At 53.7% G+C, this 12,257-nt stretch carries 10 protein-coding genes and 1 pseudogene; 4 read left to right on the top strand and 7 right to left on the bottom strand.

Annotated features, from left to right (window positions below):
• Positions 1 to 21: 21 nt before the first annotated feature.
• Positions 22 to 837: a DUF1868 domain-containing protein gene (locus CFBP1590_RS19385; RefSeq protein WP_029241957.1), complete on the bottom strand. Its 816-nt coding sequence runs from the start codon at positions 835 to 837 to the stop codon at positions 22 to 24.
• A 272-nt stretch (positions 838 to 1,109) separates the two neighbouring features.
• Between CFBP1590_RS19385 and CFBP1590_RS19380 the strand changes: the two genes are divergently transcribed.
• The gene (locus CFBP1590_RS19380) at positions 1,110 to 1,304 is read left to right on the top strand and encodes a hypothetical protein (RefSeq protein ID WP_029241956.1); all 195 of its coding nucleotides are present in this window, start codon (positions 1,110 to 1,112) and stop codon (positions 1,302 to 1,304) included.
• A gap of 68 nt (positions 1,305 to 1,372) precedes the next feature.
• Here the strand turns inward: CFBP1590_RS19380 and CFBP1590_RS19375 are convergent, their stop codons facing one another.
• The 5 genes from CFBP1590_RS19375 to CFBP1590_RS19355 all read right to left on the bottom strand — a co-directional run bounded on the left by CFBP1590_RS19375 (position 1,373) and on the right by CFBP1590_RS19355 (position 8,273).
• Positions 1,373 to 2,764: a CapA family protein gene (locus CFBP1590_RS19375; RefSeq protein ID WP_058431926.1), complete on the bottom strand. Its 1,392-nt coding sequence runs from the start codon at positions 2,762 to 2,764 to the stop codon at positions 1,373 to 1,375.
• On the bottom strand, positions 2,757 to 3,623 hold the full coding sequence (locus CFBP1590_RS19370) for a serine hydrolase (protein WP_029241954.1): 867 nt from the start codon (positions 3,621 to 3,623) through the stop codon (positions 2,757 to 2,759). The genes CFBP1590_RS19375 and CFBP1590_RS19370 overlap by 8 nt, the downstream gene beginning before the upstream one ends.
• A 119-nt stretch (positions 3,624 to 3,742) precedes the next feature.
• On the bottom strand, positions 3,743 to 5,611 hold the full coding sequence (locus CFBP1590_RS19365) for a CocE/NonD family hydrolase (RefSeq protein ID WP_032663763.1): 1,869 nt from the start codon (positions 5,609 to 5,611) through the stop codon (positions 3,743 to 3,745).
• 46 nt (positions 5,612 to 5,657) lie between these two features.
• A complete protein-coding gene (locus CFBP1590_RS19360; RefSeq protein WP_029241952.1) occupies positions 5,658 to 7,094 on the bottom strand; it encodes a YfcC family protein in 1,437 nt (478 codons plus the stop codon).
• A 279-nt stretch (positions 7,095 to 7,373) separates the two neighbouring features.
• Positions 7,374 to 8,273, bottom strand: a complete 900-nt coding sequence (locus CFBP1590_RS19355) for a LysR family transcriptional regulator (RefSeq protein WP_029241951.1) — start codon at positions 8,271 to 8,273, stop codon at positions 7,374 to 7,376.
• A gap of 215 nt (positions 8,274 to 8,488) precedes the next feature.
• Here CFBP1590_RS19355 and CFBP1590_RS19350 point away from each other — a divergent pair, with 215 nt between their 5' ends.
• The 3 genes and pseudogenes from CFBP1590_RS19350 to CFBP1590_RS19340 all read left to right on the top strand — a co-directional run.
• Entirely contained in the window at positions 8,489 to 9,715 is a 1,227-nt protein-coding gene (locus tag CFBP1590_RS19350) for an OprD family outer membrane porin (RefSeq protein WP_088235762.1), read from the top strand.
• A gap of 265 nt (positions 9,716 to 9,980) precedes the next feature.
• The gene (locus tag CFBP1590_RS19345; RefSeq protein WP_058431930.1) at positions 9,981 to 10,520 is read left to right on the top strand and encodes a YbhB/YbcL family Raf kinase inhibitor-like protein; all 540 of its coding nucleotides are present in this window, start codon (positions 9,981 to 9,983) and stop codon (positions 10,518 to 10,520) included.
• A gap of 5 nt (positions 10,521 to 10,525) precedes the next feature.
• Positions 10,526 to 10,792, top strand: a pseudogene (locus tag CFBP1590_RS19340) (helix-turn-helix transcriptional regulator); the annotation flags it as partial.
• Positions 10,793 to 11,122: 330 nt separating this feature from the next.
• Here the strand turns inward: CFBP1590_RS19340 and CFBP1590_RS19335 are convergent.
• Positions 11,123 to 11,938 (bottom strand): DUF1868 domain-containing protein, encoded by an 816-nt coding sequence (locus CFBP1590_RS19335; RefSeq protein WP_088235761.1) that lies wholly within the window; start codon positions 11,936 to 11,938, stop codon positions 11,123 to 11,125.
• Positions 11,939 to 12,257: the final 319 nt, after the last annotated feature.

Raw genomic sequence — 12,257 nt, 5'->3', positions numbered from 1 at the left:
TAGAGACGTGGGTGTGCGCGTTCAAAGCGTGTCTGGGCGCTGACCGATGGCGAACTTGTCATCGAAAGCCAGCATGTCGTTGAAGGTGCAGAAGCGGGGCGCATCCAGCTCCAACACGCCGAGGGTTTTGTGCAGATAAGCCAGACAATCGTGTTGAACCGTCGCATAGTCTTGGGTTTGTCGAGCGTCCATCCACTGCACTAGATAGCCCAGTGTGATGTGGAATCCGTAGTTGTCATGATCCGCGGAGCGAATGCCCAGGCATTGCGCTAAACGATCTCGCAAATCACGAAGTTTATTGCGCTCGTGCATGTTGGCTGGAACCAGTCGCACCGTGGCACCGCTGTCTTTGTAAACATTGAAATCGTCGATCTGCATCCGGAGCTGGAAGTTCTCGTCCAACACGAAGTCCTTCAAGCGTTCGGTAAAGTGTTGTGTGCATGTTTGCACCGATGCGTCGCGGGGAACGTCAGTGGGCCACAGCGGTGCCTTGCGTTGTTCGTCAATGACCCCTTCAAATACAGTCATGTGATAGCTGGAAGGGGGGAGCAGGCTCAGGCACCGGTTGAATCCGTGTGTCGCGAGGGTATTTCTGACTACCGTGAGCGCATCGTTGATGGGAGTGCGCAAGGGTATTTGACTGATGATGGTATTTCCGGCGAACGAACGAGCCGTCCCGTCCGGATGAAATTTACGGTCGACGTCATAGGGTTTGTCGCCCTTGGTCCGAGGCATTGTGAGGATGGTTGACGCAGGGGATGCAGCAAATGCAGCACTGGCAGTCAGAGTGCAGGCCTGCAGCAAAAAGACACGGCGAAACGTATTGACGTCCGTCATCGGGCTAATTCCATTGGTGCGTGGGGACTGACAGCTTGAGATATTTTCTAAAATTAGAACGTTCTAATTTTTAGTGAATCTACTGATCACTCGTGACAGGAACATTACAGAGGCGCGTTTCGGGTAGTCGGAACCTGTTCAGTTTTTCGGCGAAACAGGTTTTTCTACAGATGCGCATTCGGGGGCTTTTTTTGGAAAAAATAAAATGTCAGCGCCGCGAACCTCTGATGAACCCCAGAGATTTCCGAGCACTACGGTGGCGGCCATTACAAATGGAGCCACGAGTTGCCTACAAGGCTGAAACCCTGAAAGTGTCGCTGCGCTCGATCAAGGAAGCATCCGGCGCCGGTGCGAAGATTGCTGTAGTACCCGAGTTGGTGAGCCGCAACTATGGCGTCTGGTTACCGGAAGTCTATCGGCTGTTGGCCATGCAGGGTGCGGATATCGTCTGCATGCCAACCAACTGAGTACCTATGCCGTCCAGGTTGCTTTGTGCAGTTGGAGGCACCCGGAAATGGCACCTTCAACCTGGCATTTAGAATCGGATAACCCCCTGGTCTCCCGCGATTTCGAGCGATGTTCCGTAGGCCGCAGAGAGTCGCTGCAAACGTGTCAGAATTCGCTGGGCATCAGCGCCATAAGCCAGTCGTGGAATGCCTCTATCCGCGTCTCGCTCGTCTTGCCAATGCATTTCCACCGGGTGCAGCACCACTTCTTGCAATGTGCCGGTCGAGCTGAATCTATTTACCGCGATCACGCTCTCGTACCAGATCTGCTCCTTGAACACACCGTGTACCCGACGGTGCTCCATGAATTCGGCTTCCGTCATGGCACCGGGCTCGACACGGTCTTTTTCGTACTCATCCCGCGTAATAGGGAATTGTTGATTTTCCATGAAAAAGAAATTGCCCAACGAATAATAGATAGGCTTCCCCTTGTAGATTTCGATACCCCGGAGTTGATGCGGACCATGTCCAATCACCGCATCGGCACCGTTATCAATAGCTTGGCGAGCGATGGTCGGCATGAAGTCAGGTGGTGTTTCACAATAGTTGCCCGGCTCATGGGTGTGCAGCGAAAACACCGAGAAGTCAGACGTCTGTTTGGCCTGCCGGATGCTATGCAAGATACGGAGCCTGTCTCGTTCATCCGGCGTGAAAGAGAACTCGACCTCCTTATCCAGTTGAGTACGGGCCCGATACTTGGTGTCGAACAGCGTCACGAGCTGGTTTTTAGCATCGCTCGCCAGCACTGAGCGTCGCATCATCCCTTTAGGGAGAGAGTCACGCAGTTCGGCCAGTTGATGCAGGCGCTCTTCGGAGACCAGCACGAATCGGGTGGTACGCAGAGCGTTGAGGCCAGGCCGCCCCTGGATCTGACCCAGTGGATCGATGGCACGAGCATCGGCCTCGAAGCGGGAGGCTGCGGCTACCAGTGAGACTCGCCCGGCAGGGGTGTTCAACATCGCGGGTGCGCTGGCCTGGGCGAGTGTTTCCCCTGTCCCTGCCTGCACGACGCCGGCACGACGAAACAGTTCGTCTGTGCTGCGCATACCCTGAACGCCCCAGTCGGTGCTGTGATTGTTTGCCCGGCTGACCAGATTGAAGCCCATCGTCTTCAGATCCTCGGCCACAGCGGGTGTACTGATCAACCAAGAGCCCCCTGACAAGGCCGATGGATAGCCTGAGTACTGCTGAAGATCAATGGCGGTGCCTTCGAAATTACCGAAGGTCACGTCAGCGTTTTTCAGCACATTTAGTAGATCCGGGGAGCGACGGTGCACGCGCGCATGGATGGCATCGGAAATGATCAGGTCGCCCACTGCTACCAAGGTGAAGCCTTCTTCGACATTGGCCGAAGTCCAGGAGGATGAGAGTTCTCCAGGCGTTTTATTGGCGTTTGCGCTTTTATCAAGTTGCTTATCCATGCGTCAGTGCTCCGGTTGCCGGGATGGAATCCCAACAGGTTCGTGCCAATCTTCCCAAGGTCGAGAACGCTGACGCATAGCCGGGCAATCCGTCAGGCATGACGAGCGGAACCTGATCGGTGTAGCCCGTGAAAATAAACAGCGGAGCTCCGTCACGAAAGACGATGCCGCCATCCATTCGACCGCGCTTACCGGTCCCTCCCTTGTGTGCGATCTTCGTATCCGCCGGTAGTAATGAGGCCATCTTGGTACGAAGCTTCTGCCAGCTGAGAACATCCAGAGCGAAGGCGCATTGTTCAGACGAGCAACCGAGCAAGGTCGCAGTTGCAGGGTTCACACTGCCTTGGAGGATCAGGTCGTATAGCAGGCCTTGATCGAAGGCAGACGTAGTGGTGACTTCTTCAAGTTTGTGGTCGATGGCCAGGTCGGGACGAGGAATTGTATTTCGATGGGAGGTATTGCCCATATCCAATGACTGGCAAAAGTCGTTGATCCGGGCGAGGCTGATACGCTCCAACACCATGCGAGTGCATACGTTGTCGCTGACGATAATCATCTGGACCAGCGCATCTCGCAGGCTGATGCTGAACCCCGGTGTCAGGTATTTGAATGTTCCGGACATCACGCCCTCACGGAGTCGCTCCTCATACCGTATGGGTTCGTTGAGATCGAGATGTCCTCTGTGTACTTCACGAAGTACCGCCATCAAAATCGACGTCTTGCGCGTACTTCCCGCCACGAATGGAATATGACCGAATCGGTGTGCAACTTCCCCGGTGATCAGGTTCTTGAAGTACCAGGCGGTGATATAAGGCTGTTCTTCGCAGATAGTATTGAGTTGGTTTATCACGGTTCGCATGCTGACTCCGAGGCGAGTGTGAGCGCTCTTCATAGCTCGGTTAAACACGGCTTGGTTGAAGAGGAGCGTCGTTGAAAAGGTGATTGGAATCTTAAAATGTACCCAACAGTTCAGGGGTGTTATCGAAGCTGCTCAGGGCCCTCCAGAACAGTTAATATCAAGCGGGAAGGGCAGTGCCTGGACATGTGCACTGTGTTGAGTACTTTCATTTTTCGCAGGCCCTGGCCCTCAGGCTCACCGCTGTTGGGATTTACGTCAAAATGAGGGAAGTTACTGCTGGCGATATCCAGTCGCAGCCTGTGCCCCTTGGCAAATCGGTTGCAGGTCGCGAACGGTTCGATCCGAATGTTTACGCGTTCCCCTGGCGTCATCAGTGAGGGGGTCGACCAGTCGTCCCGATAACGGCAGCGCAAGATGCCATCGGTAATATTCATGGCATAACCCTGTGGATAGTCAGCAGAGGCAGGGTACACATCGACCAACTTGGCGGTGAAGTCGGTGTCCAGTCCATCGCTTTCCACCCAGAGTTCAATCGACAGCGGACCGGCCACGATGAGATCTTCTTCCAGCGGCGCTGTTTGAAAAGACAGCACGTCCGGTCTGGCGCACAGCGGAAGATTGTTGCCTTGGCTGGCGAAAAACTCGGGCGTTTCACGTTGATCAAAAGCCCCACCAAAGAACACAGGGGCGCCGGAGGTCAGGGCTCCGCCGATGGTTGGAACCGGCTGTTCCGGGTCGCATATGTAACTCATGCTCGCGTCAGTGTCGGTTGGCGACTGCAATGTCAGGCTGAGGTTGTGGTGCAGGTAAAGCACCTTTTCCCGGCTGCCTTGCAGAGGCCACGTTTCGCCACTCAACCAATTGCCTCCGTGTTGCAGCCGCCCATCCTCACCGCGCTGACCGGTGCCGCCCCCCATCAGGAACACTTGAACAGCGGCAGTGGAGTGGTGTTCATCGTTGGGTGTCAGCCACTGTTCGAACCAGCGTATACGGCAGGTCAACCAGTCAGTGTCTACCTGGCCATCAAACGCTGCAGATGGGCCGAAATCGACGTTGCCGCTGTGAGTGATGTTGCGATCACCGTGTAGCCACGGTCCCATTATCAAGTGTTGTGGGGCGCGTTTGGATTCACTCAGTGAGGTTCGATTCTTCAGCGTGGAGCCGACATAGGCGTCATACCAACTGGACATGTGCAGGATCGGGATATCCGGCACATTGTGGTAATGGTGCTCGGCGTTGATCCCGATCTGCTCCCAATAAGGACCGAAACTTCCCTTGCCCCATTGCTCGAACAAATAGTCCTCATATTCCGGGACGTGGCGCAGCGGCGATTGACCTCGTACCCATGGCATATGTGTAAACCAGTGCCGAATATCTTCCCCTTTGAGCGCTTTTAATACAGCGGGGTTTGCCAGCGCCGCTGGACTTTGCAGCGCTTGTTTATAAGCCCAGGTTGCCTGTTTGAGCTCGAAGGCGCCGCCTTGTCGGATACCACAGTGATAAGCGTTGGAAAAACCACCGGAGTCCAGCACCATTGTCATGAGCCCGGGTGGATTCAGGCATGCCATTGCCAGCTGAGTATGTGCCGCATAAGAAAGTCCCATGCTGCCAATCCTGCCGTTACACCATGGCTGCTCAAGCAACCAGACCAAGGTGTCGAATCCATCCTCGCCTTCGGACAAGTATTTGACGAACTCTCCCTCTGATGCGTATCGGCCTCGGCAATCCTGGAACACGGTAATGAACCCTGCGGCGGCAAAACGGGCCGCCATTTCTTCACGCGTTAGCAAATGTCCGTCAATGTTAAGTTCCGATCGAGACGGACGGGTTTTGTCGTAGGGGGTGCGTTCGATAATGACCGGCAGTGCGCCGCTTCGATCACGAGGAAAATAGATATCCGTTGCCAGGGCAATGCCGTCGCGCACGGTTATCCGCTGATCGTGCAGAACCTCCAGCGCATCAAAACCGGATACGGAAGTAGTGTTCATCAATAGACCCTTTGAAGCGCCCTGTTCGAAGAACACGGCGGCTTAATCAATAACCAATGGAGACCGCAATGGCGAGCATGACGAGTGCGATGCAGAAGAAAGTAACGAACAGTGGAAGAATAAAACGCGCCCATTGTCCCCAACCTACTTGCGCAGTGGCGAGCAGTACCAGCAAGCCACTGGATGTCGGCGTGATCATGTTGGTCAGCCCATGCCCCAGTAAAAACGCGTAGACGCTTGTCTGAGCCGTCACACCGGTCAGTTGGCCAAGTGGACCAAAAATGGGCATCGTGACTGCAGCGCCTCCCGAAGTAGACGGAATCAATACATCGAGAAACAGCTGGGAAAAAAACATACCGAAAGCTGAAACAACGGGGCTGTGCCCACCAATCAGGCCCGCCAGGCCATTCACTACGGAGTCCAGAATCTTCCCGGTGGAAAGAACGTCCTCTACCGCAGTGGCCAGTCCAATCAGGAGGCCCGCCATCATGACCTTCTTCATACCGCTCAGGAACGCATCTGCCGCCGCTGTTGCGCCGATACCACTGATGGCCGCGAAAACAATGCTCATCCCGATGTAGTAGGCACTGAGTTCAGTGAATTTCCATTTCCACGTATTGGAGGCATAAACGAGAAAACTTACGCCTGCCAGCAGGGCAATCAGGGTGACTACATGTCGAACGGAAAGGCGTTTGTCGTCATTGATGACATGGGCTCTGACGTCGACTCCCGTGCGGCGAATGCACATCAGGACGAACGCGGTACCCACCAGCATGAATACAACGAAGGTCGCCGCGCGCATTCCCATCCCGCTGAATACGGGCAGGCCGACAATAGGTTGAGCAATGCCTAACGCGACGGGATTGGAAATGGATGAAAGAAAGCCAATCTTGACCGAGATGACCACAATGGCCAGTCCGATAATGGTAGGTAGTCCCATTCTATGGGCCATGGCCACCATCAGAGGGACGACCATGACGTATTCTTTGGCCATCCCGAGACACGAACTGCCCAATGAAAGTATCAGCATGATGGAGGGGACCAATAGGTATATATTTCCCCTGGCAAGGGCCAACATGCGGGTCAAGCCGGAATCTATTGTCCCTGACTTGTTGAGCACACCAAACATACCGCCGATCAAGATGACCATGAAAATCAAGCCGGACTGCTTAACCAGCCCCCTTGGGATTGCCATGAGTCCCTCAATGATCGAAACGGGTTTGACATCAGTCTCCTTACGGCCATCGACGCTGAACAGGTGGAGGGGAGAACTGTTTTTTTCGAGCGACTGGAAAGTGCCAGGTAATACAAGCTCGCCTTTTCGCGTGTATTCCCCGGAATCGACGATATACGTGAGCAGCACAGCCACGAAGACGATGGCCAATAAAATAACTGCCGGATTTATTTGCGTGCTGGATGTCGAGGGCTTGTTGTCAGAAACGGTCCCGTCGACAGGGGTGTTGTGTGGGGTGATGACTGTCATGGTAGAACACTCTTGCTCGCGCACAGGCGCTAACTTTTATAAAACAGAACACGGTTCTGGCTCATTGGCAGTGGGTGCAAAAGTACCGTTTATTTTTCTGGGTGTGGGTCAGTCGACTGTTTCTTGTTGTGGGTTATGAGGTGCTCGATGTTTACGCTCATGAGGGGATCTCTTTTTTATTTTTCTGTTATCGATTTGATTCAAACTGACCTTATCAAGCAACTGTTTGGGTCCGCAAGATTATGACTTATCGAGATACCCTTATGCGTTTATGGCTTTTTATGTGGCGCTCCGGTCGCTTAGGTAGGCGATAAGGTGCCTGGCAAAATCGTCCACCACCGTGGAACGAGGCTGGCTGGGGTGAAAGGCTAATCCAAATGTATATTCAATCAATGGTTTCAACGGGCGAGATACGATGGGAAGCTGTTCGAAATGGGACGCCAGCAGGGAGTTGATGATCGATACGCCTAACCCCTCTGCTACAAACCCGCAGGCAACAGCTGCCGAGTGGACCTCTACTCTGACCTGTGGTCTCAAATTGGCGGCGCGAAAGGCCAGGTCTAAATCGGTGCGCAGTGTGCGTTGTCGCCCCAGCAGGACGAGGGGGGTGTTTCTCAGGTCTTCGATTGAAACAAACGATTGCTTGCTCAGGGGGTGCTCGGCAGGCATTACACAAACGGCCTCCGTGGTGACGGTGTAATCGATCTCGAAGTCAGCTATCTCGCTGGGCATCCGAATAATTCCAAGGTCGACCGAGCGATCCAGAATGGCCCGCTCGATCGTTTCGTAGGAGCCCGATACGATCTCCACAACAGAGTCTTCATGCTGCTTCAGGAAACCAGACACCACACGAGGCATCATCTGCTGGGCCATGCTCGTGGGCACCCCAACTTTGATCAACGTCTTGCGCACGCCTCCTAATCGAATCTCATCCGCCAGACGTTGGACTCTCTGGATCTGATCCACGACCTTGCTTATTTCTGCCAGTAGTTCAGCAGCTTCGGGTGTCGCGATCAGGCGTCCTTTCTTCCGTGCGAACAGGATTATTCCCAGAGACTCCTCAAGCTGCCCTAGAAGCCGACTGACGGCAGATTGTGATAGGCCCATTCTGGAGCCGGCTCCCGTGGTGGAGCCTGTCGCGATGATTGCCTGAAGGGCTTCGAGTTGCTTGAAGTTCATGCTGCTACTCCTCTCTTTCATCGATTGTTGTAGCTGACTCGGCCTCGCGAAAATTCGCATAGATGTATGCGTGATACTCATACTCTTGTGGGCTTGTAATTTCCCTAATAGTGTCGTGTCTGGACGAACGTGTGTCTAGAAAAACAATAAAGGGTTTGCTTTTTTCTCGGGCTCTCCGACTGCTAAAAAAAATCCAAAAAAGCGTGGAGGATCGTATGCGTTGTGTTTATAGACGTGGTGGGTTTCTGTGTGCGTCATTAATGATTGGCCTGGTTCCGAAAAGTAATGCAGAAGGGTTTTCAGACAGCTCGCATGCAAACGTACAGTTTCGAAACTATTATTTTAATGATGACTATCATGAAAGTGCCAATGACCGCCGTGAGTGGGCGCAAGGGGTGTTATTGAATGTAAAATCCGGTTTTACGCCTGGGACGGTTGGCTTTGCATTGGAAGGTCAAGGGTTGGCGGCCCTTCGTCTGGATTCAAGTCCGGCGCACACCAATACAGGTTTGCTGCCCGTCAATTCTGACGGGCATGCGGTGTCGGAGTTCTCCAGTGTTGGCCTGACCGGTAAAGCAAGATACCGGGATGCGTTGTTCAGTCAGGGGACATCGGAGCTTAAAATTCCCGTGTTGGTAACCAATGACGGGCGTATCCTGCCGCAAACAGTCACTGGCAGTCAGATTGAGTACAGGGGGATTGAGGGGCTCTATGTTCAAGCCGGCCATCTGGATCAAGAAAAACTGCGCAACTCTTCTAATAATGAAGGTTTTACACCCGTTGGTTATGGCGGTGCCAAAGATGCCGATTTTGATTTTGCGGGGGGGCGGTACAGTTTAGGTAAGCAGCTCAGTCTGTCGTATTACTACGGGACGATGGAGGATTTCTACAGTCAGACGTTTTTGGGGCTGAATCACAAGCTGAATTTTGGTTCGCTTTCATTGACGTCGGATCTGCGATATTTTTCGAGTGACAAGTCGGGTAGCGCTTGGGCCGGAAATGTCGACGCTACGATGTTCAGTGGGTTATGGACACTGGGGTATGGAAATCATGCCGTCGGCCTGGGTTATCAGAAAGTAACGGGCGAGACATCATTGCCCTATATTAATGGCGGTTCAGTCTACTCGTTCACTAATGCCAACGTCGGTAAATTTGTTCAGGCTAACGAGCATACCGCTATGCTTCGCTATGATTATGACTTTGTCGGGCTAGGATTTCCGGGGCTCTCCTTTATGAGTCGGTATTACACCGCCGGTGGCGGAGAGTACAAAAAACGCGCAGCCAGTGAGTGGGAACGTGACTCTACACTGAGGTACGTGGTGCAGAGCGGAGCGTTCAAAGGGCTCGGTCTTGAATATCGTGGGGCTACATTTCGTACGGATTACTCAGCCAATCATGACGATAACCGGCTTTATTTGACCTATGATTTAGCGCTTTGGTGAGTCACTCACGGTGAACCCTGGTCTGAGCGTGGCAGGTTTATGGGGCAGGTCATCCTCCGACTCTCTAAGCCTGTACGCGCCTTCAATTATTATTTAGTTATCGTCCCGCATTGTTTGGTAAGCGTCTGGCCCACACAGGTCGGGAGTCAATAGTTTGCCTGAAGCAATCGAGCGTTTCGGCACTGTTGTCGAGCATTTCGGCACAGTCCTTACTCTTTATTCAACCTAGAATCGGGCTTCACTTTAAGACTCGGATGGAGCCTCAATGAGCATCAGGCTAATCCTGCCTGCACTTTCCATGGCAGTAGCACTCAGTGGATACGCTGCCGACTTCTCACTGACCAGCCGGGATATTGCTGACAACCGCTCGCTGAACAATCGCGAAGTGTTCCAAGGCTTCGGTTGCGAAGGTGGAAACACTTCTCCTGAGCTTTCTTGGACAAACGCCCCCGTAGGCACTAAAAGCTACGCGATCACGGTCTACGATCCCGATGCACCGACCGGTAGCGGTTGGTGGCATTGGACGGTGGTTAACCTTCCAGCTTCTACCAATAGTTTGCCAAGAGGCGTGGGGGCGAACCTGCCTGCCGGTGCGGTACAAGGGCGAACCGATTATGGCCAGCCGGGATTTGGCGGGGTTTGCCCACCTGTAGGGGATAAACCCCATCGCTATCAATTCACCGTATGGGCATTGAAAGTAGATAAGCTACCTCTCGACGGTGAGGCCAGTGGCGCCTTGGTTGGGTTCATGCTCAATGCCAACGCCCTGGCCAAAGCGACCATTACTTCAACTTACGGACGTTAAGAACGATGCGCCCTTGTGACGGCATACAGCACCGGGAAAACATTATCGATGCGTGTGTCATACGGGCGCGACAGCCCCTTGCCCTGCCAAGGGTACCGGTGTTCGTGACCACCCTGTGTCGAGTGCGACAGGGGGAAAAACTGTTGCAATGGGATGATCGGGAGATGCGTGCAGGGCCGCAGCATCTGATTTTGATGCCGGCCGGGCGCGAGCTTGGTATCTCAAACTTCCCCGGCCTTCCCGGTCACTACATCGCCGATGCGGTGCGCTTTCGCTCACACTATGGCCTGTCGCCACGTGAATTGCGGACATCAATTTAAGCATTCTGATCACCGTGCGTGGAACCTCTGCTGGCAATGCAATTCAGTGCGCTTGGGCTTCTGCTTTTTCTCGGTCGCCGCTGGCACTGTTTGCAAGGCTTGAAGTACCGCTTCAATCGTCGCGATATCGGTATCAATCAGGTCATCCAGTTCACTTTGACGGTACGTCGCGGGTGCTGGTATCTCCCGCCTCTGAATCTTCAGGACCGCGATGAATCAACGCACGGTGCTGCTGTGGATGATGCGTTCTGCTTGAGGGGGGCGCATTCAAAAGGCGCCGTTTCAAATCGTTTCAGGCTGCTTGCCAATGGCGAACTTGTCGTCGAACGTCAGCATGTCGTTGAAGGTGCAGAATCTGGGTGCATCCAGCGCGAACACCTCGAGGGTCTCGCGCAGGAACGTCAGGCATTTCTGCTGAACGGCCGCATATTCAAGGGTTTGTGCGTCGGTCATCCACTTCACCAGATAGCCCAATGAGATGTGAAACCCGTACTGATCATGATCCGGTGCGCGGATACCCAGGCGCTGAGCCAGGCGATCACGCAGGTCACGGAGTTTCTTGTTTTCCTGCACGCTGGCCGGAACAAGCCGAATCGTGGCGCCGCTGTCCTTGTGAACATTGAAGTCGTCTACCTGCATCCGCAGCTCGAATTCATCGTCGAGATCGAAGTCAATCAAGCGTTCGGTGAAGTAATCCGTGCAGGCTTGAACACTGGCGTCTTTGGCGACCTCAACGGGCCAGAACGGCGGTTTGCGCTGTTCGTCGATCACGCCTTCGAAGACCGTCATGTGGTAACTGGAGGGCGGCAGCAGGCTCAGGCACTGACTGAACTGCTGGGCGGCCAGTGTATTCCTGACAGTGGTGAGCGCGTCGCTCAGCGGTGTTCGCAACGGAATCTGACTGATGATCGTATTCCCGGCGAACGGCCGCGCCTTGCCGTTCTCGAAGAATTTGCGATTGACGTCAGAGGGCCTGGTGCCCTTGTGTTGCGGCATTGTAAGCAGGGGCGACGCAGGCGAAGCGGCAAGTGCGACACCGGTGGTCATGGCACAGGCTTGAAGCAGGAACGCGCGGCGCAGCAGTTTTACGTTTGTCACGTAGGAGTTTCCATCAGTGCGTTCGGTAAAGGCTGGAATGGGAAGGTTCCAATTTTGCGCAGACCCTACCGACGGTTAATGACGAGGAAATGACGGGAACCGTTATTCGCGCCGCGAAGATAGCAGGTTTGTCGATGGCAGATAGACATGTCTTGATGAAATTCCTGATAGCAACGACCTCATCAATACGGTTTTCTTATGCGGGTTAAAGTTTATCGATCCTGTCAGTTATCGATTCTGAGTGTTGTACGAATTGTCCGGGTGTTTTGTAATTGGTTAGTTATAAGTTAAAGCGCCTGTATTGAGCTTGCTTTTCGTG

The organism is Pseudomonas viridiflava (assembly GCF_900184295.1).
Lineage (GTDB): Bacteria > Pseudomonadota > Gammaproteobacteria > Pseudomonadales > Pseudomonadaceae > Aquipseudomonas > Aquipseudomonas viridiflava.
The sequence above is the reverse complement of the archived record's forward strand: the minus strand, read 5'-3'. Positions and strand labels throughout refer to the sequence as shown.

Excerpts from the sequence above, each read along its gene's own strand:
- CFBP1590_RS19385 (WP_029241957.1), bottom strand. The coding sequence starts at position 837 with ATGACGGACGTCAATACGTTTCGCCGTGTCTTTTTGCTGCAGGCCTGC.
- CFBP1590_RS19380 (WP_029241956.1), top strand. The coding sequence starts at position 1,110 with ATGGAGCCACGAGTTGCCTACAAGGCTGAAACCCTGAAAGTGTCGCTG.
- CFBP1590_RS19375 (WP_058431926.1), bottom strand. The coding sequence starts at position 2,764 with ATGGATAAGCAACTTGATAAAAGCGCAAACGCCAATAAAACGCCTGGA.
- CFBP1590_RS19370 (WP_029241954.1), bottom strand. The coding sequence starts at position 3,623 with ATGCGAACCGTGATAAACCAACTCAATACTATCTGCGAAGAACAGCCT.
- CFBP1590_RS19365 (WP_032663763.1), bottom strand. The coding sequence starts at position 5,611 with ATGAACACTACTTCCGTATCCGGTTTTGATGCGCTGGAGGTTCTGCAC.
- CFBP1590_RS19360 (WP_029241952.1), bottom strand. The coding sequence starts at position 7,094 with ATGACAGTCATCACCCCACACAACACCCCTGTCGACGGGACCGTTTCT.
- CFBP1590_RS19355 (WP_029241951.1), bottom strand. The coding sequence starts at position 8,273 with ATGAACTTCAAGCAACTCGAAGCCCTTCAGGCAATCATCGCGACAGGC.
- CFBP1590_RS19350 (WP_088235762.1), top strand. The coding sequence starts at position 8,489 with ATGCGTTGTGTTTATAGACGTGGTGGGTTTCTGTGTGCGTCATTAATG.
- CFBP1590_RS19345 (WP_058431930.1), top strand. The coding sequence starts at position 9,981 with ATGAGCATCAGGCTAATCCTGCCTGCACTTTCCATGGCAGTAGCACTC.